Source organism: Brachybacterium endophyticum (genome assembly GCF_003130585.1).
GTDB lineage: Bacteria > Actinomycetota > Actinomycetes > Actinomycetales > Dermabacteraceae > Brachybacterium > Brachybacterium endophyticum.
Window position 1 is genome coordinate 116,222 of the sequence record NZ_QFKX01000004.1, and the last position, 20,605, is coordinate 136,826.

At 71.8% G+C, this 20,605-nt stretch carries 20 protein-coding genes, 1 tRNA gene and 1 pseudogene; 11 read left to right on the plus strand and 11 right to left on the minus strand.

Annotated elements, in window-relative coordinates:
* Window positions 1-188 precede the first annotated feature (188 nt).
* Entirely contained in the window at window positions 189-1,199 is a 1,011-nt protein-coding gene (locus DEO23_RS11015) for a LacI family DNA-binding transcriptional regulator (RefSeq protein ID WP_165831810.1), read from the minus strand.
* 182 nt (window positions 1,200-1,381) lie between these two features.
* Here DEO23_RS11015 and DEO23_RS11025 point away from each other — a divergent pair, with 182 nt between their 5' ends.
* Window positions 1,382-2,647, plus strand: a complete 1,266-nt coding sequence (locus DEO23_RS11025; protein ID WP_165831811.1) for an MFS transporter — start codon at window positions 1,382-1,384, stop codon at window positions 2,645-2,647.
* Here the strand turns inward: DEO23_RS11025 and DEO23_RS11030 are convergent.
* Window positions 2,617-3,741, minus strand: a complete 1,125-nt coding sequence (locus tag DEO23_RS11030; protein WP_109276087.1) for a DNA glycosylase AlkZ-like family protein — start codon at window positions 3,739-3,741, stop codon at window positions 2,617-2,619. The genes DEO23_RS11025 and DEO23_RS11030 overlap by 31 nt on opposite strands.
* A gap of 152 nt (window positions 3,742-3,893) precedes the next feature.
* On the opposite strand from DEO23_RS11030, the gene DEO23_RS11035 reads away from it, so the two are divergent.
* A complete protein-coding gene (locus tag DEO23_RS11035; RefSeq protein WP_109276088.1) occupies window positions 3,894-4,841 on the plus strand; it encodes a PAC2 family protein in 948 nt (315 codons plus the stop codon).
* A gap of 10 nt (window positions 4,842-4,851) precedes the next feature.
* On the opposite strand, the gene DEO23_RS11040 is transcribed toward DEO23_RS11035, so the two are convergent.
* Window positions 4,852-5,652: a transglutaminase-like domain-containing protein gene (locus DEO23_RS11040; RefSeq protein ID WP_240613362.1), complete on the minus strand. Its 801-nt coding sequence runs from the start codon at window positions 5,650-5,652 to the stop codon at window positions 4,852-4,854.
* A 143-nt stretch (window positions 5,653-5,795) separates the two neighbouring features.
* On the opposite strand from DEO23_RS11040, the gene DEO23_RS11045 reads away from it, so the two are divergent.
* From DEO23_RS11045 to DEO23_RS11065, 5 genes are all read left to right on the plus strand, one after another.
* Window positions 5,796-6,563, plus strand: coding sequence for a sugar phosphate isomerase/epimerase family protein (locus tag DEO23_RS11045; protein WP_109276090.1), 768 nt, complete (start codon window positions 5,796-5,798; stop codon window positions 6,561-6,563).
* Window positions 6,560-7,690: a Gfo/Idh/MocA family protein gene (locus DEO23_RS11050; RefSeq protein WP_109276091.1), complete on the plus strand. Its 1,131-nt coding sequence runs from the start codon at window positions 6,560-6,562 to the stop codon at window positions 7,688-7,690. Before DEO23_RS11045 ends, DEO23_RS11050 begins: the two co-directional genes overlap by 4 nt.
* Before the next feature lie 112 nt (window positions 7,691-7,802).
* Window positions 7,803-8,945: a Gfo/Idh/MocA family protein gene (locus DEO23_RS11055; RefSeq protein ID WP_109276092.1), complete on the plus strand. Its 1,143-nt coding sequence runs from the start codon at window positions 7,803-7,805 to the stop codon at window positions 8,943-8,945.
* A gap of 60 nt (window positions 8,946-9,005) precedes the next feature.
* Entirely contained in the window at window positions 9,006-10,007 is a 1,002-nt protein-coding gene (locus tag DEO23_RS11060) for a sugar phosphate isomerase/epimerase family protein (RefSeq protein ID WP_109276093.1), read from the plus strand.
* A gap of 160 nt (window positions 10,008-10,167) precedes the next feature.
* Entirely contained in the window at window positions 10,168-10,812 is a 645-nt protein-coding gene (locus DEO23_RS11065) for a TIGR03085 family metal-binding protein (RefSeq protein WP_109276094.1), read from the plus strand.
* Window positions 10,813-10,822: 10 nt separating this feature from the next.
* On the opposite strand, the gene DEO23_RS11070 is transcribed toward DEO23_RS11065, so the two are convergent.
* Window positions 10,823-11,851 (minus strand): methyltransferase, encoded by a 1,029-nt coding sequence (locus DEO23_RS11070; protein ID WP_109276095.1) that lies wholly within the window; start codon window positions 11,849-11,851, stop codon window positions 10,823-10,825.
* A 114-nt stretch (window positions 11,852-11,965) separates the two neighbouring features.
* On the opposite strand from DEO23_RS11070, the gene DEO23_RS11075 reads away from it, so the two are divergent.
* Complete coding sequence (locus tag DEO23_RS11075) at window positions 11,966-12,757, plus strand: ParA family protein (protein ID WP_109276096.1); 792 nt, start codon at window positions 11,966-11,968, stop codon at window positions 12,755-12,757.
* Between the two features lie 109 nt (window positions 12,758-12,866).
* Here DEO23_RS11075 and DEO23_RS11080 read toward each other — a convergent pair whose 3' ends face one another.
* The 3 genes from DEO23_RS11080 to DEO23_RS11090 form a co-directional block, all read right to left on the minus strand.
* Window positions 12,867-13,451: a MerR family transcriptional regulator gene (locus tag DEO23_RS11080; protein ID WP_109276097.1), complete on the minus strand. Its 585-nt coding sequence runs from the start codon at window positions 13,449-13,451 to the stop codon at window positions 12,867-12,869.
* Between the two features lie 181 nt (window positions 13,452-13,632).
* Window positions 13,633-14,328 (minus strand): transcriptional regulator FtsR, encoded by a 696-nt coding sequence (gene ftsR, locus DEO23_RS11085; RefSeq protein WP_109276098.1) that lies wholly within the window; start codon window positions 14,326-14,328, stop codon window positions 13,633-13,635.
* Between the two features lie 4 nt (window positions 14,329-14,332).
* On the minus strand, window positions 14,333-14,776 hold the full coding sequence (locus tag DEO23_RS11090; RefSeq protein ID WP_476695647.1) for an FHA domain-containing protein: 444 nt from the start codon (window positions 14,774-14,776) through the stop codon (window positions 14,333-14,335).
* A 279-nt stretch (window positions 14,777-15,055) separates the two neighbouring features.
* Here DEO23_RS11090 and DEO23_RS11095 point away from each other — a divergent pair.
* Window positions 15,056-15,129 (plus strand) — tRNA-Pro (locus tag DEO23_RS11095).
* A gap of 129 nt (window positions 15,130-15,258) precedes the next feature.
* On the opposite strand, the gene DEO23_RS11100 is transcribed toward DEO23_RS11095, so the two are convergent.
* Both DEO23_RS11100 and DEO23_RS11105 read right to left on the minus strand, forming a co-directional pair.
* Window positions 15,259-15,549 carry a DUF4287 domain-containing protein gene (locus tag DEO23_RS11100; RefSeq protein ID WP_109276100.1) on the minus strand — a complete coding sequence of 97 codons (291 nt, stop codon included), beginning with the start codon at window positions 15,547-15,549 and terminating at the stop codon, window positions 15,259-15,261.
* A 200-nt stretch (window positions 15,550-15,749) separates the two neighbouring features.
* Entirely contained in the window at window positions 15,750-16,259 is a 510-nt protein-coding gene (locus tag DEO23_RS11105) for a universal stress protein (protein ID WP_109276101.1), read from the minus strand.
* A 149-nt stretch (window positions 16,260-16,408) separates the two neighbouring features.
* Here DEO23_RS11105 and purU point away from each other — a divergent pair, with 149 nt between their 5' ends.
* The gene (gene purU, locus DEO23_RS11110; protein ID WP_109276102.1) at window positions 16,409-17,284 is read left to right on the plus strand and encodes a formyltetrahydrofolate deformylase; all 876 of its coding nucleotides are present in this window, start codon (window positions 16,409-16,411) and stop codon (window positions 17,282-17,284) included.
* Window positions 17,285-17,353: 69 nt separating this feature from the next.
* Here the strand turns inward: purU and DEO23_RS11115 are convergent, their stop codons facing one another.
* Window positions 17,354-17,989, minus strand: coding sequence for a response regulator (locus DEO23_RS11115; RefSeq protein WP_109276103.1), 636 nt, complete (start codon window positions 17,987-17,989; stop codon window positions 17,354-17,356).
* Window positions 17,986-19,293, minus strand: coding sequence for a sensor histidine kinase (locus DEO23_RS11120; protein WP_109276104.1), 1,308 nt, complete (start codon window positions 19,291-19,293; stop codon window positions 17,986-17,988). The genes DEO23_RS11115 and DEO23_RS11120 overlap by 4 nt, the downstream gene beginning before the upstream one ends.
* A gap of 120 nt (window positions 19,294-19,413) precedes the next feature.
* On the opposite strand from DEO23_RS11120, the pseudogene DEO23_RS11125 reads away from it, so the two are divergent.
* Window positions 19,414-20,532: pseudogene (locus tag DEO23_RS11125) on the plus strand (acyltransferase family protein); the annotation flags it as partial.
* Between the last annotated feature and the right edge of the window lie 73 nt (window positions 20,533-20,605).

A 20,605-nucleotide genomic window follows, 5' to 3' on the forward strand; every position in this document is an offset into this window, starting at 1 on the left:
GACCAACTGCCTCTCAGGATCGGCCCCGCCGTTGGAGCCGCGGATCCGCTCTGATCCGTTGGCCGCGAATCTAGGGTGTGGCAGACATCACCGCATCGCCCTTGCGGTCACGAAGGCGTAACGATCGCAACCGGTTTTCCTACGCTGCGCGACTGTGCTCGCGTGCGCCCGGTTTGCACCATTTCCGCTCAGCTGCTGCCGCGGGCGAGCACCGTTCCCGGATCCGCCGCGAGACTGCGCGGCGGGCCTCCCTGGACCCGGTCGACGAGCAGCCGGGCCAGCTGACGCCCGTTCTCGGCGACGTCCCTGCCCAGGGCGCTCAGCGGCGGATCGGTGACGGTGCACAGGATCGAGTTCTCCAGAGCGGTCACGCTGAGGTCCGCGGGCACCGAGAGCCCCTCGCCGACGAGGGCGACCAGCAGCTGGGCGGCCAGCAGTTCGTTGTCCACGATGACCGCGCGGCACCCGGTCCTCTCCCGCACGGCGAGGATCTCCCGCATCCACGCGCTCGCGGAGGCCTGCCGGTAGTCGGAGGTCAGGACGGTGACTCCGATCCCCCGCTCGGCGCACTGCGCAGCGAGGGCGCTCCGCCGGTGCTCGACGTGGAGGAACTCCGGGGGGCCCGCGATGTAGACGAGATGGTCATGGGACCCCCGTGCACCGTCCAGCAGGTGGGAGAGCACGGTGCGCACCCTCGCCGTCTCGTCGACCAGCAGCGTCGAGATGCCCTCCCCGAGCGGAGCACAGGACATCGCCGCCGCCGGCAGCCCGGATCCCGTGACCACGCTCAGCCGCGGATCCTCCGTGCGGGGGTCCATCAGCACGAACCCGTCCACCCGGCGCTCTGCCGCCCAGCGGCCCAGCAGGGCCGCCTCGGCGTCGACGTCGGGGACGATCTGCATCAGCAGCGCGCGGTCGCTGCGCGACAGCTCGGCCTCCATCCCCGCGACGAAGGCCATGAAGAAGTTCTCCGCACCCACGATCTCGCTGGAGCGGGCGACGGCGAGACCGAACACACCGGTGGAAGAGCGGGAGAGGGCGCGCGCAGCGTAGGAGGGGGTCCATCCCAGCGTCTCGGCGGCCTCGGCCACACGGCTCCTCGTCCGCTCCGAGACGCCCGCCTGGTTGTTGAGCGCCTTGGACGCCGTGCCCTTGGAGACCCCCGCCTCCCGGGCGACATCGCTCAGTGTCGAGCTCATCGTGACCCCCTTGCCCGCGGCCCCGGAAGGGACCGACACAGCACACCGTAAGCGCTCGGCCCAGCCCTGGGCAGGTGACTCGTCGATCCGGTGGGCGCATCGCCCCCGGGGACGGGGGTACTGCCGGTGCCCCCATCCCCGGGGACTGGTCGACGGGCGCCGGGCCCGTAGCATCGGCTCGCGTGACCCGCTTCCTCGTCCCCGCCTCAGCGCTCGTCGGCGGACTCCAGCTCGCCCTGCTGAACCCGGTGATCGCCCTCCTGCTGGCGAGCCTGTTCGACGCGGGCCCCGGCGAGGTGGGTCTGGTCCTGGCGATCATGAACGCGAGCGGATTCCTCGCAGCCATCCTGATCCCTGCCTGGGCCGATCGGCACGGCGACTACACCCGCCCGATGATCCTGTGCGCGGCGCTCACCCTCGCCACGGTGCTCGCGCTCGCCGTGGTCTCGAGCCTGACGCTCGCCGGGATCGTCCTGGTGGTCCTCGCGGGCCCGGCCGGCGTGTGGTCCGGGATGCTGTTCGCCCAGCAGAGGGCCTCGGGAGCCGACTCCGAGCAGGTCGTGCGCACGCGCGCCGTGTTCTCCGTGGCCTGGGTCGCGGGGCCCCCGCTCGCGACCGGGGTGATGACCGGGTTCGGCGACCGGGCGGTGCTGCTCCTGATCGCCGCGGTCGCGGCCGGGAGCATCGCCCTCAGCATCCTGCTGGACCGCGCGGTCGCCTCGGCGAGGAAGCGCCGGTCCGAGGCAGGTGACGCGGGGAGCCCGGACGATCCCGACGCTGGACCCGGCTCCGGGCCCGACACGACCGGGGATGCGGCGCTCCCCGAGCAGCGCAGGACGGGCCGGCTCGAACTGGTCGTGGTCACGGCCGCGATCACCGCGCTGCAGGCGGGGAACGCCGGCTCGGTGACGGCGATGCCCCTGCTCGTGACCGACCATCTCGCGCTCGCCCCGGTCTGGGCGGGCGCGGCGCTGGGCACCTGTGCGGCGCTCGAGGCCCCGGCCCTGCTGCTGATGGGGCGGCTCACGCGTTCGCTGCGCCCCACCGCCCTGCTGGCCGCCGGGGCAGTCCTGGGAGCGGTCTACTACGCCGTGGTGCCGCTGCTGGCCTCGCCGGTGGCCCTCGTCGGCCTGCAGATCCTCAATGCCTTGTCGATCGCCGCCCTGTCGGGCATCGCGCTGGCGTGGATGCAGGAGGCCATCGCCGGGCCGGGACTCGCCTCGGGCATCTACCTCAACTCCCGGCGCGTGGGCGCGATCGTCTCCGGTCCGCTGCTGGGCCTCGCCGCACTGGGGACGCTCGGGTACGCGATCACCTTCTGGGCCTTCGCCCTGCTCGCCGCGCTCGCGGGCCTCGCGATCGCTCTCGTCGGCCGCGACGCGGGGTCCCGACGACGTCCAGGACCTCCGCGCGACTCTCAGGCGGAGACGAAGGGGAAGGTCGCGTAGGCGCGTTCTGCCTCCCGTCGTGCCACCGCCGGCATCGGCCCCAGCGGATCGAGCTCCAGCCGTCGGTCCCCGGGCCGTCCCTCGCGCCGCCAGAAGCCGATCATGCGTCCGCGGCGGATCATCCCCCGACGGAAGATCCCGTTGCGCCCCGGCACGAGCAGGGGCAGCTCCTCCTCGCCGAGCAGGGGGAGGCGGTCGGGGTGGCCCAGCACGATCTCGTCGAACCCGGGCAGCAGCTGCAGGGCGTCCAGGTGCGCCGACGGGGTCGAGGCGAGCTGCTCGGCGAGGCCCGGGGCCGCGTACCGCGTCTCCCCCGCCTCGTCCGCTCCGGCCTCCTCGACCTCCGCCAGGACCGAGGGCAGCGCTCGCCGCAGCAGCGAGAGCGGCAGCTTGCTCCACCAGGCGGCGTCCCGGAGCGTCGCGGGTCCGTGCCCGAGGAGGTAGCGCCGCAGCAGCTCCGCCGCGGCAGCGGTCCGATCGCCGTCGAACCGTCCTTCGAGTCCGCTGTCCGGAGGCAGATGCGTGTTGGCGAGCACGACCGCGGTGTCGTCGTCCTTCCACGGCCCGTAGACGGCGACCCCACTCGCCACCAGGTGGCTGAGGAGGTGGTACCCCTGCCCCTTCTCGGAGGCGAGCCCCGCCTGCTGCCAGGCGGCGAGGAGCTCCGAGCGCGGCAGGCCGGCAGGGACCTCGGCCAGCGTGTCCTCGAGGACCGCACGAGCCCGGTCCACCTGCTCCTGATCCAGGCCCAGCGCGCCGCGGCGGGCCCTCTGTGCGCGCAGCGGCCCCTCCGCGCACAGCTCGGTCAGCCACCGCATGTCGGCGGCTGCGGTCACGAAGACCGTCCCGCGCATCGGGTAGCCGCGCACGATCTCGCCGCGGTCGAACGCGGCGATGACGTCAGCGGGCCCGGGAGCGGGACCTTCGCCCGCGTCGGATTCCCCGAGGCGCAGGGCGAGGGAGCCGACGACGCCCGGCAGGTCCTGCGCCTGCGAGGCGAGCAGATGGGACGCGGCCGCGGCAGCGGAGCCGAAGGGGCGTGTGACGAGACCCTGGCCCAGCAGGCGGGCGCGGACCAGATCGGGCTGGGGCATGGACCGATGCTAGAGCGCCGCGCCCCTGTGGGGTACCGCCCGGATGACGCGCGCTTCACACCTCGCAGCACCCGCCTCCCGGAATACCGCGCTGACCGTGGGCGTTGATCGGATCATCCACAGGATCGAGAGAGCAGACCAGGAGACTCGCCATGGATCCCACAGCACTGTTCAGCTACGAGCGCCACGTCGACTCCCGCGCGCTGCACGGGCGGACGCTGCTGGTCACCCTGGGGGCCTTCGGCGACGCCGGCCACGCCCAGCAGATCCTCGACGACCACGTCCTGAACTCGCTCGAGAACCGTGTGGTCGGCCGCCTGGACATGGACCAGGTCCACGACTACACCGGCAATCGTCCGGTGGTCACCCTCGACCGGGACGAGTTCACCGACTACGAGCGTCCCGAGATCCTGCTGCACGAGGTCACCGACCCCTCCGGCGAGACGTTCTTCCTGCTGACCGGGCCCGAGCCCTCCTTCCAGTGGGAGCGGGTGGCCTCCTCCCTGCGCATCGTCGTGGAGCAGCTGGGGATCGAGACGACGCTGGTGGCCCAGGGCTTCCCCGCCCCTGTCCCCCACACGCGTGCGCTCCAGGTCAGCCGCTTCGCGGGTGATCGCGCGGACATCTCGCACCCGCGGCCCGTGCCGGCGACGTTCCGCCTGCGGTCCTCCTTCACCTCCCTGCTGACGATGCGTCTGCACGACGCCGGGCACACCGTGGTCGGGCTCGCGGTGCAGGTGCCGCAGTACCTCCACGAGCTCGACTACCCCGACGCCGCGATCTCGCTGCTGCGCGCCGTGCACGAGGAAGGCGGACCGGAGATCGCGATCGGCGCCCTCGCGCCGATGGCCGAGAACGTGCGCGAGTCCATCGCCCAGCAGGTCGCCGCCTCCCCGCAGCTCCAGGAGATGGTCCGCTCGCTCGAGGAGAACGCCGACCGGATGGGGATCGGCGCGCCCATCGACGACTCCGAGGTGCCCGACGCCGAGGAGATCGCCGCCGAGATCGAGAAGTACCTCGCCGGGCTCGACGGGGAGGACGACACCGAGCACGACGAGGACGAGGGGCCGAGCACCCCCGAGCCTCCGCGCGAGGACTGACCCGACCCGCTCAGCGCAGCTCGACCCGTGCCCCCGGGTCCTCGCCCGGCAGGTCGGGCTGGGCGATCGCGACCACCTGGAGGCCCCGGAAGTCCACGTCGCCGCGCAGCGTCGTCATGAAGGCGGTGTCGGCGGCGTCGAGACCGCTCGCGATCCTCACCATGGACTCGCGCGGCGCCAGGTGCGTGGCATCGACCACCTCCCACATGCCGTCCACGAGCGCTTCGACCACGAGGTGGAAGTCCATCGGGCTGAGGCCCGGGGCGAAGACCGACACGCAGCGTGCGGGCACACCGGCGGCGCGCAGCAGCGTCGCCGTGAGGTGGGCGTAGTCGCGGCAGACGCCCTGTCGGGAGCCGAAGGTGCTGCGCGCGGAGTCCTGGACCGTGCTCGAGCCCGGCACGTAGCTCAGGTGACCGCTCACCCAGTCGACGACCCTGCCGACGGCCTCCCGGCCGCTCGCCGTGCCCACCACGTCGGCGACCACCTGCGCGAACTCGTCGACCTCGCAGTAGCGCGAGGGCAGCAGGTAGGTGACCTCGTCCGTGGGCTGCACCGGGGCGGCCGGGGCGTCGGCCTCCACGTGCACGGAGTACTGGATGCTGAGCTCGCCACCGGGGAGGTCGTGCAGCAGGTGCATGCGGTTCCCACGCGGGGTGATCTGCTCGTCGGCCTCGACGGCGCGGCCGTCCGCGAGGACCCGCAGGGACTCCCCGGAGCTGGGGACGTACGCATCCACCGCCACCAGCAGGGCGAGGTCGGTCCCGGCTTCGACGACGGCGGTCATGCGGGCGCTGATGTCTCTGTGCACCCCACCAGTCTGCGCCACGACGGCCGATACCGGGACCCACGCGGCGTGGTCGGATTCTTGACACGGACCCACCACCTCGTAGGCTGGTGATGCGGAACACAGGAAACCGGTTGCCCCGGTCCCCCACGTCGAAGGAGCCCCCGTTGCAGATCTCTGTCCAGCTCTACAGCGTCAGAGAGGCTCTGGGAACGGATCCTGTCGGCACGCTCACGCGCCTGCGGGACCTCGGCCTCCGCGAGGTCGAGCCCTTCGGTCTGGTCGAGCACGCGGCGATGCTGCGCAGCGCGCTCCCGGACCTCGGGCTGAGGGCACCCACCACCCACGCCGATCTCCTCGGCGCCGAGGACCAGCGCGCACTGTTCGCCACCGCGGCCGAGCTCGGGATCGGCACCGTGATCCAGCCACATCGCGATCCCGATCTGTGGAAGGACGAGGCGGAGATCCGGCACACCGCCGAGCTGCTGGACGCCGCCGCCGAGACGGCTCGCGGCGAGGGCGTCCGGGTCGGCTACCACAACCATGGCTTCGAGGCCGATCCGCGCTTCGAGGGGCGCACGGGCCTCGAGGTGCTGGACGGCGCCCTCGGCCCCGACGTGGTCCTCGAGGTCGACACCTACTGGGCCGCCGTCGGCGGATCCGATCCGGTGACCCTGCTGGGCACGCTCGGAGACCGGGTCCGGGCCGTCCACCTCAAGGACGGGCCCCGCAGCGGGTCGAAGGCCGAGCAGCAGCCCCTGGGACGGGGCGAGATCGACGTGGACGCGATCGTCGCCGCATCCCGCTCCGCCGGGCACCTGGGCGTGATCGAGTTCGACGACTACGCCGGCGACATCTTCGAGGGCGTCGCCGCCTCCCTGGCATATCTGCAGGACCATGACGACAACGACGACGAGAAGGATCCCAGGGCATGAGTGCAGGGCAGCGAAGCGGACCCGTCGGCGTCGGCATCATCGGGGCGGGGACGATCTCCGCCCAGTACCTCGAGCATCTGGGGGCCTTCCCCGATCTCGAGCTGCGAGCGATCGGCGACATCGTTCCCGAGGCGGCGGCCACCCGTGCACAGGAGTTCTCGGTGCCCGCCCACGGCGGGGTCGACGTGGTGCTGGAGGACGAGGACATCGAGATCGTCGTGAACCTGACGATCCCGGCCGCCCATGCGGACGTCTCCGAGCAGATCCTGGCCGCCGGCAAGCACGTGTGGAGCGAGAAGCCGCTGACCACGGACCGTGCGAGCGCGGCCGCGCTGCTGGAGAGCGCGGCGCACAAGGGGCTGCGCGTCGGCGGTGCGCCGGACACCGTGCTCGGCGCGGGGATCCAGTCGGCGCTGCGGGAGATCTCCGAGGGCGCGATCGGCGAGCCGCGCTTCGGACTCGCGCTGTTCCGCGTCCCGGGTCCCGAGTCCTGGCACCCCAGTCCCGAGTTCCTCTTCGCGCGCGGGGCGGGCCCCCTGTTCGACATCGGCCCGTACTACCTGACGTCGCTCGTGCTCGCGCAGGGACCCGTGGCCTCCGTGCAGGCCGTGGGGACCCAGGCGGTCCCCACACGCACCATCGGCTCGGGGCCGAAAGCGGGGACCGACTTCCCCGTGGAGGTCCCCACCCAGGTCAGCGCCCTCCTCACCTTCGAGAACGGCACCACCGCGACGGTGCTGCTGACCTTCGACTCCGGGGCCGCCTACACCGCCGAGCTCGACCTCACCGGGTCGCTCGGCACGATCGCCCTGCCCGACCCCAACGTGTTCGACGGGGCCAGCTCCCTCTCGCTGCGCGCCGAAGCGGGCACGGGCGAGGACGTCTGGCAGGCGCGACCCGAGAGCGGCCCCAGCACCGGCAGGGGCCTGGGCACCCTGGAGATGGCACGCGCGATCCGCGCCGAGGTCCCGCACCGCCTGACCGGCGAGCTCGCCGGTCACGTCCTGGACGTGATGGTCTCCATCGAGGAGGCCGTCACCGGTGGCACCGCCGTCGAGGTCACCTCCAGCGCGACCGTGCCGGTCCCGCTGCCCGCCGATTTCGATCCGATGGAGCGCACCCTGTGAGCACAGGAGCCCCCGGTGCCCTCCTCGGCCTCGCCGCTCGCCGGGATCGCATTCCCCTGCTCCCGTGAGCGCCGCGCACGAATCCGCACCCGCTGTCGTCAAGGAGTCCCGCATGTCCTCCCCCAACGCCCGCCCCCTCGGCGTCGCTCTGATCGGCTACGAGTTCATGGGCCGGGCCCACTCACAGGCCTGGCGCACCGTGGGCGCGGCCTTCGAGGTGCCGCCGATCGAGCGGCGCGTGATCGTCGGCCGTGACGAGCAGAAGGTCGCGGCCGCCGCGACGCGACTGGGATGGCAGTCCCATGCCACCGACTGGCGGGAGGTGCTCGAGCGGGAGGACGTCGACATCATCGACATCTGCACACCCGGATTCCTCCACGCGGAGATCGCGATCGCCGCCCTCGAGGCCGGCAAGCACGTGCTGTGCGAGAAGCCGATCGCCAACGACACCGCCGAGGCGGAGCGCATGGTCGAGGCAGCCCGCCGTGCGCAGGAGCGTGGGCAGGTCGCCGCGCTCGGACACACCTACCGCCGGGTCGCGGCGCTCGCGCAGGCCCGCGCGCTCGTCGAGAGCGGCCGGCTGGGACGGCTCCTGCAGGCCCGCGCGAGCTATCTGCAGGACTGGCTCGTGGACGAGAACGCTCCCATGAGCTGGCGGCTGCGACGGGAGACGGCGGGCTCCGGCGCGCTCGGCGACATCGGATCCCACGCGATCGACCAGATCCAGTTCCTCACCGGGCAGCGGGCGACCTCCGTGCGGGGCCGCCTGGAGACCGTGGTCCCCGAGCGTCCCGGGCCCGACGGTCCCGAGCGGGTCACGGTCGACGACGCCGCCTGGGCCACGCTCGAGCTCGAGGGTGGGGCGATCGCCTCGATCGAGGCGAGCCGGCTCGCCGGCGGCCGGAAGAACCAGCTCGTGATCGAGCTCTACGGCACCGAGGGCTCCCTGCGCTTCGACCTCGAGGCGCTGAACGAGCTGTGGTTCCTCGACGCCACGGTCCCCGCGGCGGAGCAGGGATTCACCCGGATCCTGGTCACCGAGCCCGACCACCCCTACGTGGAGGGCTGGTGGCCGCCCGGCCACACGCTGGGCTGGGAGAACGCCTTCACGAACCAGGCCTACGACCTGCTGCGCGCGATCACCGAGGACGTGCCCTTCTCCCCCGACTTCGCCGACGGGCTCGCCCTGCAGAGGGTGCTCGACGCGATCATCGCCTCCGACGCGGCCGACGGCGCGAGCGTCCAGGTCCCCTGACACCACCACTGACAGCACCACCCGTACGTTCCGCCACACACCCTGCGAAGGAGCACCACCATGGCGCAGCCGCACACCCTGTTCACCGGTCAGTGGGTCGACCTCCCCCTCGAGGAGGTCGCCTCGCACGCGGCCTCCTGGGGGTACGACGGCCTCGAGATCGCGATCTCCGGCGAGCACCTCGACGCCTCCCGCTGGGACGACGACGACTACATCGCCGAGCGCCTGGGGATCCTCGAGAAGCACGGACTGAAGGTCTGGACGATCTCGCACCACCTGGTGGGCCAGGCCGTGTGCGACGACCCCATCGACTTCCGTCATCAGGCGATCGTGCCCTCGCACGTCTGGGGCGACGGGGACCCGGAGGGCGTGCGCGAGCGCGCCGCCGAGGACATGAAGAACGCCGCCCGTCTCGCGCAGCGCCTGGGCGCGCGCACCGTCACCGGCTTCACCGGTTCGAGCATCTGGAAGTACGTGGCGATGTTCCCGCCGGTGCCCGCCGACGTCATCGACAAGGGGTACGAGGACTTCGCCGAGCGCTGGAACCCGATCCTCGACGTCTTCGAGGAGTGCGGCGTGCGCTTCGCCCTCGAGGTCCACCCCTCGGAGATCGCCTACGACTACTGGACCACCCAGCGCACCCTCGAGGCCATCGGCCACCGGGAGTCCTTCGGGCTGAACTGGGACCCCTCGCACATGATGTGGCAGCAGATCGACCCGGTCTCCTTCATCACCGACTTCGGGGACCGCATCTACCACGCGCACTGCAAGGACGTGCGGGTGCGCATCACCGGGCGCAACACCCGGCTCTCCTCCCACCTACCCTGGGGCGATCCCCGTCGCGGCTGGGACTTCGTCTCCTTCGGCCGCGGGGACGTGCCGTTCGACGCGTGCCTGCGGGCGCTGCGCTCGGTGGGCTACGACGGTCCGCTGTCGGTCGAGTGGGAGGACGCCGGGATGGACCGCCTGCACGGCGCCGCCGAGGCCATCGAGCACCTGAAGTCCCTGGACTACCCGGTCTCCGAGACCGCCTTCGACGCCGCGTTCAGCAACCAGGAGTGACCGGGGGCCGGGAACGGCCGAGGCCCGTCGGGGACGGCCGGGGCCGAAGGGGTTCGGACGGGCTGCGGGCGCGGGTTCGTGCGGGCTGCCGGGCCGCTTCCCGGCAGCCCGCGGATCACCTTCCCGGGCGCTGCTGATCCGAGGTGCCTATCATGGCGCCATGTCCACCCACCCCCTGCCGCTGGCCCGCGCCGAGCGCGCCGCCCTGGCCGATGATCTCGTCTCCTTCGGGCCGGACGCCCCCACCGTCATCGACGAGTGGGACGCCAACGCCCTGCTCGAGCACCTGATCCTGCGCGAGAGCCGTCAGGACCTGATGATCGGCCCCTCGTTGCCGATCGGCCCGCTCGCCGACCGCTCCTACGCGTCCCTCAAGAAGCTCCAGGCGCGCACCTGGGCCGACCGCGTCGAGATGTTCCGCAGCGGACCGCCGCGCCTGTCCCCGATGCGGCTCGCCGACTCGCTGGTCAACACGGTCGAATACCTCGTGCACCACGAGGACCTGCTGCGCGGCCGGCCGGGCTGGCAGCCGCGCGAGCTCGCCCCCGAGCACGATCGGGAACTGTTCAGCCAGCTGCGCCGGATGGCACGAGCCCTGGTCCGCACCGACGTGGACGTCACCCTGGTCTCGGGCCAGGGCGGCATCCGTGTGGGCACCAAGGACCCGATCGGGTCGGTGCGTGTGCACGGCAGCCCGACCGAGCTGATCCTGTGGGCCTACGGCCGCGACCGTGTCGCCAAGGTCCGCCTCGAGGGCGACCCCGAGGCACTGCTCGTGCTGCGCCGCGGCCAGCGGGGATTCTGAGCGTCTCCGCTCAGGAGCCCACCGCGCGCTCCAGCAGGAACAGCCGCGGATGGTGCCCCTTCTGGAAGAAGCGGTGCTCGAGAACGGGGTGCCATCCGGACGGCTCCCGCTCGAGCACCGAGTGCATGCGCTGGATCTCGTGGGTCAGCACACCCAGACGGGCGCCGGGGGCGGCGAGCTCAGCGGCTCGCTGCAGCAGGTCCTCGTGGAACTGCTCGTTGGAGTCGTGATCGCCGTGCAGGGTCCCCCAGGGCGGATTCGTGAGGATCCGCGTGAACCCACCCTCGATCTCCGCCGCGCGCACGTCCGCGCAGACCCAGTCGATCCGCCCTCGCCGACGTGCGGCACGCTGGTGGATGCGCGCCCGGTCGAGAGCCGAGGGATCCAGGTCCACGCCCACCGTGCGTGCGGGCGCCGCTCGGTGCAGCTGCTCGATGAGGAAGGTGCCCGATCCGCAGGTCATGTCGAGCAACTCGTCCTGGGCCCCGACGTCCAGCAGGTCCAGGACGCTCGCGGCGATCGTCGCGTTGACGGCGCCGGGGTAGTCCTCGGTGCGCCAGGCGCGGGTGGCCAGCGGCCTCGGCGTCAGGCGCACCAACAGCTCCCAGGTGCCCGGATCGCGACCGCGGCGAGCCCTCACCACGAGGTCACCGTCCTCGGCGGCCGGGAGCCCCGCGCTCTCGGCGATCGCGGACTGCAGGCGCTGCATCTCCGGGCTGTGCGCGCCCGCCGCGCGCAGCCGCACGGCGTTGAAGACGGGGCGGGGGCGCACGCGCGAGATGCGGGCGACGAGATCGCGCAGCCGCTGCTGGACGGAGGTCTCGAGCAGCTCGCGGGGCCGTCGCGCCGGCACCACCAGGGCGGCGTAGGCGGCGACCGTGCACCGCAGGTCGCGCAGCCCGGCCAGGTCGGCGGTGCGAAGGCGCAGCTCCGTCGGCGAGACGACCCGGACGACCCCCAGCTCCTCGGCCTCGCGCTGCGCGGGCCCCGCGCATCCCTCGAGCACCTCGAGGACGATCTCGAGCGAGTCCGACGCCACCGTTCACCTCCGCTGCCGCGCTCCCCCGGTGGGAGCCGCCCCTCACGGTAACCCGACGCACATCGCCGGTGCGCCGGTGCCGGAGGGAGGGAGCAGGATCGGTAGACTGTCAGCGTGTTCATCGTGAGCGTCTGTTCCCTCAAGGGTGGCGTCGGCAAGACGTCCGTGACCCTGGGCCTCGCATCCGCGGCCCTCCATCAGGGGGTGAACGCGCTCGTCATCGACCTCGATCCGCAGGCCGACGCGACGCTCGGCCTGCTGGGTGAGCCCGGCTCGAGCACCGACGTCGCCGAGGTGCTGTCCTCCCCCCGAACCGAGACGGTGGATCGCGCGATCATCCCCGCCCCGTGGTCGAAGGACTCCTCCTCGCACCTGGACATCATCCCGGGCAGCCACCGCTCCGTGCTCGTGGACTCCCCGGCCCCCAAGGGCCGCGAGGTGCGGCGACTGCACGATGCGCTGGAGAAGCGCACCCACCGCTACGACGTGGTGATCGTGGACTGCCCGCCGTCCCTGAACGGCCTCACGCAAATGGCGCTCTCGGCCTCGGACCGCTCCCTCGTGGTGTGCGAGCCCGGGTTCTTCGCCGTCACCGCGGCCGACCGTGCCCTCAAGCTCGCCCAGGAGATGCACGAGGGCGATCTCGCGCCGCGCCTGAAGCCGCTCGGTCTGGTCGTCAACCGCTACCGCCCGCGCTCGGTCGAGCACCAGTACCGTCTCGCGGAACTGCGCGACCTGTTCGGCGACCTGGTGCTCGAGCCGGTGATCGAGGAACGGGTGGGACTGCAGCAGGCCCAGGGCGGCGCCGTGCCCCTTCACGAGTACCAGGGCGCCAGCGGAGAGCGCCTCACCCAGGACTTCGATGCGCTGCTGACGCGCGTGATGGACTCCCGCCAGGACAGCTGAGCACGTTCGGCGAGAGACCCGACGACAGAAAGAGGGCGGGCCCCCTTCCCGGGTGCCCGCCCTCTCTGTGTCCGGGGCCCTGTCGGCCCTGGTCGGAGTCCTGTGTCCCTCAGCCGGCGTGACGTGCGCGGCGGCGCGCGGCGAGCTCGTCGTGCAGGGCGGCCTCGGCGTCGTCGGCCGGGTCGACGCTGGGCAGGACCGACAGCTCGCTCTCGACCTCGCGCCACACGCGGCCCACGGCGATGCCGAACACGCCCTGCCCGCCCTGGACGAGGTCGATGACGTCCTGGGCGGAGGTGCACTCGTAGACCGAGGCGCCGTCGCTCATCAGGGTGATCTGGGCGAGATCGTCGATACCGCGCTCACGCAGTGCACTGACGGCGACGCGGATCTGCTGCAGGGAGACGCCGGTGTCCAGGAGGCGCTTGACGACCTTCAGGACGAGGACGTCACGGAAGCCGTAGAGGCGCTGGCTGCCGGAGCCGCTCGCGGCTCGCACGCTCGGGGAGACCAGGCCGGTGCGCGCCCAGTAGTCGAGCTGGCGGTAGGTGATGCCGGCGGCCTTGCAGGCCGCGGGGCCGCGGTAGCCGAACTCGCCGGGCGCATCGACGAGCTCGTCGAAGAGGACGCCCTGGGCGTCCTCCGCGGGCACGGTCGATTGCGTGGCGCGGTCCGCGCGCTGATCGCTGTTCACATTCGCCTCCGGTTGCGGCTCTCCGATGGGGAAGGGTGAGAGCACGCTGACAGCCTAGCGCCTCCGAGCCCTCCGCGTCCCGCCCCCGCGCACGCGTGTCGCGTGGGCGACGAGCGCGCCCCGTGCACGGTCGGAGTGGTCCGGAAGCACCTGTTCGGTGCAGGAGCCGTCCGCAGCCGGCTCAGCCGCCGCGGTTGATCTGCTTCCTGAGCAGTGCATTGTGCATCGTGTTGAGGGACTCCCCGAGCTCCTCCGCGAGACTCTGTGCCTGCCCGCGAGCGGCGGCGTCCGTGGGGCGCGAATGCGGCTGGGCGACCGAGCGCAGCATGTGCGCCTGACGCTCGACCGAGGTGCGGACCATCACCAGGTGGCGCGGATGGAGGCCCTCGTCGGCCAGGGCGCACGCGGCGCGGACGATCTCGAGCTCGGAGGCCCCGTAGAACACCGCTCCCTCCTCGAGCATCCCGTAGCTCTCGAGCTCGGCGAGCAGGTCCTCGTCGGCGTGGGTCTCCCGCATCAACCCGCGGCGGTCCAGGCGCACCGGCTGGATCTGCGAGCTGGGGCCGGGACGGGAGGCGATCGAAGTGATGTCACCGTCGACCCCGTGCTCGAGCAGGTGCTCCTTGATGACCTTGAGCGGCCAGAAACGATCGCGCTGGGCGCGCAGCACGAACAGCAGGCGGTCGACGTCGGCCCGGGAGTACTTGCGGTAACCGCTCGCGGTGCGCTCGGGAGCGATCAGCTCCTCGGCCTCCAGGTAGTGCAGCTTGGAGTGGCTGAGGTCCGGGAACTCTTCGTGGAGCAGATCGAGCACCTGCCCGATGCTCAGGCGCGCACTGCCCGACGGCGTCGGCCTGCGCGAGGCAGAGGCCGGCACTCGCTCAGTCCTTACCGGGCTTGAGGTGGAAGGTCAGCCGGTACTTGCCGATCTGGACCTCCTGGCCGTTGCGGAGGACGGCCTCGTCCACGCGCTCCATGCCCACGTACGTGCCGTTGAGGGACCCCAGGTCGCGGATCACGAAGTCGGCCCCCTGCTGCAGGAAGGCGGCGTGCTTGCGCGAGACGGTGACGTCGTCCAGGAAGATCTCGCTGTGGGGATGGCGGCCGGCGACCGTCTTCTCCGCATCCAGCAGGAACCGCGCTCCGAGGTTCGGCCCCTTCCGCACGATCAGCAGCGCACTGCCGTCGGGGAGGTTCTCGATCGCCGCGCGGTCCTGCTGGTTCAGGCCGTGCTCGGGCTCCTCGAGCGCATCCTGGGTGGGGATCGCATGCAGCGTCGAGGTCTTGTCGAGGCTGTCATACGTGCCGTCGGCGTTCTCGGTCACTGCTGCTCCCCTTTCCCTAGGTCGGCCCATCCTCCCACGTCCCGGCGCCCTGCCGTCGCCCCCGTGGACAAAGCTGTGGAGATTTGACGAATACTTGACCGACAGGACGTATCGCTCGTGGAGAAGTACCCACCTCCGAGGTCGTCGGCGGCGCCCACGGAGCGCTCCCACGCCAGGGTGCCGCAGGTCACGCGGTTCCGGATTCGCCCTCACGGCCCGCTCCGGGGTAGCATCGACTCCGGTCGTTACGGAACGAGGTTCCCGGGCGATCGAAGGTCTCGGGCTGTGGCGCAGCTTGGTAGCGCACTTGACTGGGGGTCAAGGGGTCGCAGGTTCAAATCCTGTCAGCCCGACCGGGACTGCGATGATCGGATCTTCCGATGATCTGCAGGGATGGAGAGAGGCCCGCATCGGCTAGCGCCGGGGCGGGCCTCTCTCCATGTTGGATCACAGGGTCATGCCCCACGTCGCGAGAGCGGCGATCACTGCGGCCTAGCCGCCTTTCCGTCGAGCCACAGTAGGTCGGACTCGTCCCGGTGTGAACCGGTCGTCCCGACGTGCTTGCTGTCGATCTGCGGGCCCTTCTTGATGACGTGGACGAGTGCCATGCCGTGGCCGCGCCCGAGTCCATAGTCGTCCTTGAGCCATTCAAGAATGACGCCCGCCTTGATGTCCGGGGCGTCGTAGCCGCGGCTCTTGGCGACATCGAGGAGCTGTCGGGGGGTGAGGCCGGTCTTGTCCTCGATGGTGTCGAGATATGCCTGGAATGACATCTGCGGGTCCTTTCTCGGAACTGCGGATCTTCGATGGGTTCGGTACGGTCGGCGGCGCCTGTTCGTATCCGTCGGGTTGACCGTGAGGCACCACGGAGGAGTGAGTCCGGTCAACTTCTTCGAGGCGGGACACCGATAGCTAAGCCCCGACGTCAAACCTCCACGCGCGGCATCGCACTGTCAGCCGCATCTCCGGGTGCTCACCCCTCGTCCTCCCACGGCAGGGTGATGTCCTCGCCGTGGGCCGCAAGGGGTATCACGACGACCGGGCGGTGCTGGTGATGAGCCAGATGGACGGCGACCGAGCCGCTGAGGAACTCGCGCAACGAGGCCCGGATCCCCGACTCGCGCGTCCCCACCACGATCATCGCGGCATCGACCTGATCGGCCAGGCGCGTGAGTTCCTGCGCCGGCGGCCCCGCGAGGGCGACCGTCGACCACGACACGGACCGTCCCGCGAGAGTCGTCGAGATCGCCTCGCGCAGACCGGGGTCGAACTCCTCGACGATCTCCTCGAAGGCGTCGGGATCCACCGGGAGTGCCGTCACCGTGCCGTCGGGTCTGCGCTCGAGCGTGTAGCTCGAGGCATCCACGCTCGCGCACACGAGCTCGCCGCCGAATCTCTCCGCGAACGTGGCCGCCTCGGCCACCACCCGGGAGTGCTGTCCCGGGACCACGCCCACCACCACGGTGGGGATCGACCTCGTCATCGCTGACCTCCCTCCCCGGCCGCGCATCCGGCTCGTGCGCGGATACCGAGATCGTCCCCCTGTCGGCCCGTGAAGTCCAGAGGCGATCTCCGCCTCCCACGAGGCGATACGACGAGGGCCCCCACCGCTCGCGCTCCTAGACTCTTCCCATGCCGATCGACACCTCCCCGACGCCCGCGGCCCGCACCTGGGTCCTGACCCTGGTGTGCGAGGACCGGCCCGGCATCGTGCATGCGCTCAGCGGCGCCGTGGTCGCGGCCCGCGGCAACATCCTGGAGTCCCAGCAGTTCACCTCCGCCGACACGGGTCGCTTCTTCATGCGTCTGCGGATCGATGCGGCCGCCGAACGCTCGGTGATCGAGGAGGCGCTCGCCCCCGTCGTGGAGCGCTTCGGCCTGGAGACGACGCTCGATGAGGCCGACCGCCCGCGTCGCACCCTGATCCTCGCCTCGAAGGCCGCCCACTGCGTGGCCGATCTGCTGTTCCACCAGCGGTCCGGCCACCTTCCGATCGAGGTGCCGCTGGTGATGGCCAACCACGACACCCTGCGTGAGCTCGTCGAGTTCCACGACGTGCCGTTCCGGTCGCGTCCGGTGACGGGCGCCGAGCAGAAGGCGGACTTCGAGCGCGAGGTGCTGGAGGCGGTCGAGGAGCACGACATCGAGCAGGTCGTCCTCGCCCGCTACATGCAGGTGCTCTCACCCGAGCTCTGCGAGGCACTCGCCGGGCGCTGCATCAACATCCACCACTCGTTCCTGCCCGGCTTCAAGGGGGCGAACCCCTACCGCCAGGCGCACGAGCGCGGGGTCAAGCTGATCGGCGCGACGGCGCACTTCGTCACCCCGGATCTCGACGAGGGGCCGATCATCGAGCAGAACGTCACCCGGGTCGACCACTCCGGCTCGGTCGCGCAGCTGCGCGAGATCGGTCAGGACGCCGAATCACTCACCCTGCGCCAGGCCGTCCGCTACGCGGCCGAGTCCCGGGTGCTGCTGGACGGGAAGCGCACGGTCGTCTTCCGCTGACCCCTCGTCATCGGTCGCCTCCGACACGACCGGTCCGACCACGCGGGTCTTCGCGACCGCAGTCGATGCTCAGACCAGGCTCTGCTCCCAGGCCGTGCGCACGGCGGAGGCACGATCGCCGACGCCGAGCTTGTCGTAGACGTGCGCGAGGTGCGTCTTGACGGTCGCCTCGCCGATGCTCAGCCGGCGGGCGACGGCGCGGTTGGTGCAGCCCTCCGCCACGAGTCGCAGGACCTCGCTCTCCCGCGCACTGAGCGCGGCCCTCGCACCCCGGCTCGAGGTGAGGGCGGCGAGCGCCGCGGGCACCAGCACGGGGCGGCCGGCCGCGAGGTCGTGGACGGCGCGCACGAGCTCCTCGCCCCGGGCGTCCTTGAGCAGGTATCCGTCGGCCCCGGACTCGAGCGCCCCGAGAATCTCGCGGTCCGTGTCGTAGGTGGTCAGCACGAGGATCCGGGTGCTCGTGCCACCACGGGCCCGCAGCTCCCGGATCGCCTCGACCCCGCCCGTGCCGGGCATCCGCAGGTCCATCAGGACGACATCGGGCTCCTCGGCGGCGATCACCGTCAGGGCCTCGGCGCCGTCCTGGGCGGACCCGACCACGTCGATGTCCGGGTCCGCGCCGAGCATCGCGACCAGCCCGTCCCGCACCACGGGATGGTCGTCGGCGACCACGACGCGGACGCCCCGAGGGGTCGCGGACCTCATCGGGGAACCCTCGCGGTGATGACGGTGCCCGCTCCCGGGGCGGAGTCGACGGTGAGCGTCCCGTCCGTCTCCCGGATCCGGGAGCGCATCCCGGCCAGCCCGTGGCCGTGACCGGTCTCGTCCAGGGCCGCCTCGGGATCGAAGCCGCGGCCGTCGTCGGCGATCCGCAGCACGAGATGCCGCTGCTCGTCGCCGATCGTGATCTCCACGGTGCCTGCCGAGGCGTGCCGTGCCACGTTGGACAGGGCCTCCTGGACCACCCGTACGAGGGCGTGAGGATGAGGGACCGGGTCCGGTGCCTCGTCCGCATCGAAAATGGTGACCACGCGATGGGCGCGGGACCAGCGCGCGACGAGCTCGGCCAGCCCCGAGAGCGGGTCGCTCCCCTCGAGCTGCTGGGGTGCGAGCGCGTCGACCGCGCGGCGTGCGTCGACCAGGCTCTCGCGGGCGGCGTCCCGAGCGGTGAGGATCCGCTGTCGCGCGGACCTCTCGAGCCCATCCTGCGGGACCGCCTCCAGCTGACGGATCACACCGACCAGGCCCTGCGCGACGGTGTCGTGGATCTCGCGCGCCAGGCGCGCACGTTCCTCGGCCACCCCGTTCTCCCGTGCCCTCCGGACCAGCTCCTCGTGCAGGGCCGCGTTCTCGCTGGTCGCCCGCGCGAGCTCGCGCGCTGCCGCCTCCCGTGCGACGACCTCCCGCTCGCGTTCGGTGTCCATGTGCATCATGCCCAGGCTCAGCAGGACGTTCACGAAGACCAGCAGCAGGAACAGGGCGGGCACGGCCGCGATCGCCCCGAACCCGCCGGTCTGACCGAGCGCGCAGATCAGCGCGGTGAGGACGACGGAGACCCGGACCGCCCGGCCCCTCAGGAAGCGCGGCGCATCGAGGTACCCCACGAAGGCATAGATGCACGCGAGGGGATTCAGGGCGACAGCAACGAGCAGGACCGCCTGATGGAGGACGAAGAGGGCGATCAGCCGCGGGTGCCCCGCGCCCCACCTCCGGAGCTCTCTGGTCAGACCGAGACGTATCACGAGCGTCGCGAGAGTCGGCAGCAGCGCCCACAGGATGACGTCTCCGAACCCCAGCGCCTCGGCGGCGACCAGGCCGATGCCCCACGAGACGGCCGCGAGCAGAGGCGGGAGCCACGTGGTCAGGATCCGACCGATCGGTCCCGGCGCGGAGGCCGCCGCCGAGCCGGCGATCGGCAACGGGCTCGCGAGCCCCGCCGCACGCACCGATCCGGGGCGGCCGACGGGAGTCGTCGGCCGCGGATGGTGGGGCGCGGAGGCCACGGGCATGCGACCAGTCTCCCCCGCGCTCCCCTGCGCCGCCAGCGATCCTGCATCCCCCGATCGGCGGATGCTCCCGCTCCCGATGGGCGGATCCGGGCAGAAGGCCTGGTCCCTAGCGTCGCTGACATGGCACACGACCAGTCCCCGCCCCGATCCACACCCCCGGGCCCCGGCCTCGGGACCTCTCCCGTTCCCCCTCGCCTCCACCACCTCGACGCCCTGCGCGCCGCCGCGCTGCTCCTGGGCGTCGTCCTGCACACGGTGATCGGGTTCATCCCCGACACCGTCTGGCTGTTCGAGGACTCCACGACCGCGCCCTGGGCGCAGCCGACGCTGATCGTCATCCACCTCTTCCGGATGACGCTGTTCATGCTGCTGGCCGGGTACTTCGGGCGCATGGTCCTGCAACGCCGCGGCGTCCGCGCCTACCTGCGCGACCGTCTGCTGCGCATCGGGGCCCCGCTGCCGGCGTTCTGGCCGCTCGCGGTGCTGTCCCTGCCGGTAGTGATCGTGGGCGGCAACCTGCTGCTGGGGCGTCCCATGCCCCCGGCCCCGCCGAGCGAGGAGTCCGCCGGCGGCTCGACACAGGGAGGCCTGCTCGCGCTGCTCACGCCCGGGCAGCTGTGGTTCCTGCTCCTCCTGCTGGAGATCGTCGTGGTCGTGGTGGCCGTGCGCGCGCTGCTGGTCCGCGTGCTCGGCAGCGAGCGCGCGGGTCGCGCCGCGAGATGGCTCGGCCACGTGCTGTCCACGTCCCCGGGACTGCTGCTGGCGGCCGTGCCCTACGGGGCGGGCCTGCTCGCCCAGGGCGACGACGTGGGCGGCATCCAGGAGCCGACCACCCTACTCCCGGTCGCCGGGGCGAGCCTCGCCTACGGCGGGGCGTTCCTGGTCGGGTGGTTCCTGCAGGCCGACGACGCGTCGCTCGTGCGGATGGCCCGGGTGTGGCCGCTGGATCTCGTCGTGGCGGTGGTCCTGTCCGTGCTGGTGATCGCGGACGTCGGCGGCCAGGGTGCCACGGTCGTCCTGGTGGCTCTCGCGGGGTGGTCGTGGGTGCGTGCTCTGCTCGGGCTCGCAGCGCGGGTCGTGGATCGCGAGATCCCCGTCGTGCGCTACCTGGCCGACGCCTCGTACTGGATCTACCTGCTGCACCTGCCGATCGTCGTCGCGCTCGGCATCGCGATGGCGCAACTGCCCCTGCCGCCGCTGGTCAAGGTGGCAGCGAACCTCGTGGTGACCACCGGGGTCCTGCTGGTCACCTACGACCTGATGGTGCGCAGCACCTGGATCGGGCGGTGGCTGAACGGCCACCGCCGACCCC

Bases quoted from the DNA above. Each gene is read 5' to 3' on its own strand.
- DEO23_RS11015 (WP_165831810.1), bottom strand. From the start codon at position 1,199: ATGAGCTCGACACTGAGCGATGTCGCCCGGGAGGCGGGGGTCTCCAAG.
- DEO23_RS11030 (WP_109276087.1), bottom strand. From the start codon at position 3,741: ATGCCCCAGCCCGATCTGGTCCGCGCCCGCCTGCTGGGCCAGGGTCTC.
- DEO23_RS11035 (WP_109276088.1), top strand. From the start codon at position 3,894: ATGGATCCCACAGCACTGTTCAGCTACGAGCGCCACGTCGACTCCCGC.
- DEO23_RS11050 (WP_109276091.1), top strand. From the start codon at position 6,560: ATGAGTGCAGGGCAGCGAAGCGGACCCGTCGGCGTCGGCATCATCGGG.
- DEO23_RS11055 (WP_109276092.1), top strand. From the start codon at position 7,803: ATGTCCTCCCCCAACGCCCGCCCCCTCGGCGTCGCTCTGATCGGCTAC.
- DEO23_RS11060 (WP_109276093.1), top strand. From the start codon at position 9,006: ATGGCGCAGCCGCACACCCTGTTCACCGGTCAGTGGGTCGACCTCCCC.
- DEO23_RS11065 (WP_109276094.1), top strand. From the start codon at position 10,168: ATGTCCACCCACCCCCTGCCGCTGGCCCGCGCCGAGCGCGCCGCCCTG.
- DEO23_RS11100 (WP_109276100.1), bottom strand. From the start codon at position 15,549: ATGTCATTCCAGGCATATCTCGACACCATCGAGGACAAGACCGGCCTC.
- DEO23_RS11105 (WP_109276101.1), bottom strand. From the start codon at position 16,259: ATGACGAGGTCGATCCCCACCGTGGTGGTGGGCGTGGTCCCGGGACAG.
- purU (WP_109276102.1), top strand. From the start codon at position 16,409: ATGCCGATCGACACCTCCCCGACGCCCGCGGCCCGCACCTGGGTCCTG.
- DEO23_RS11115 (WP_109276103.1), bottom strand. From the start codon at position 17,989: ATGAGGTCCGCGACCCCTCGGGGCGTCCGCGTCGTGGTCGCCGACGAC.
- DEO23_RS11120 (WP_109276104.1), bottom strand. From the start codon at position 19,293: ATGCCCGTGGCCTCCGCGCCCCACCATCCGCGGCCGACGACTCCCGTC.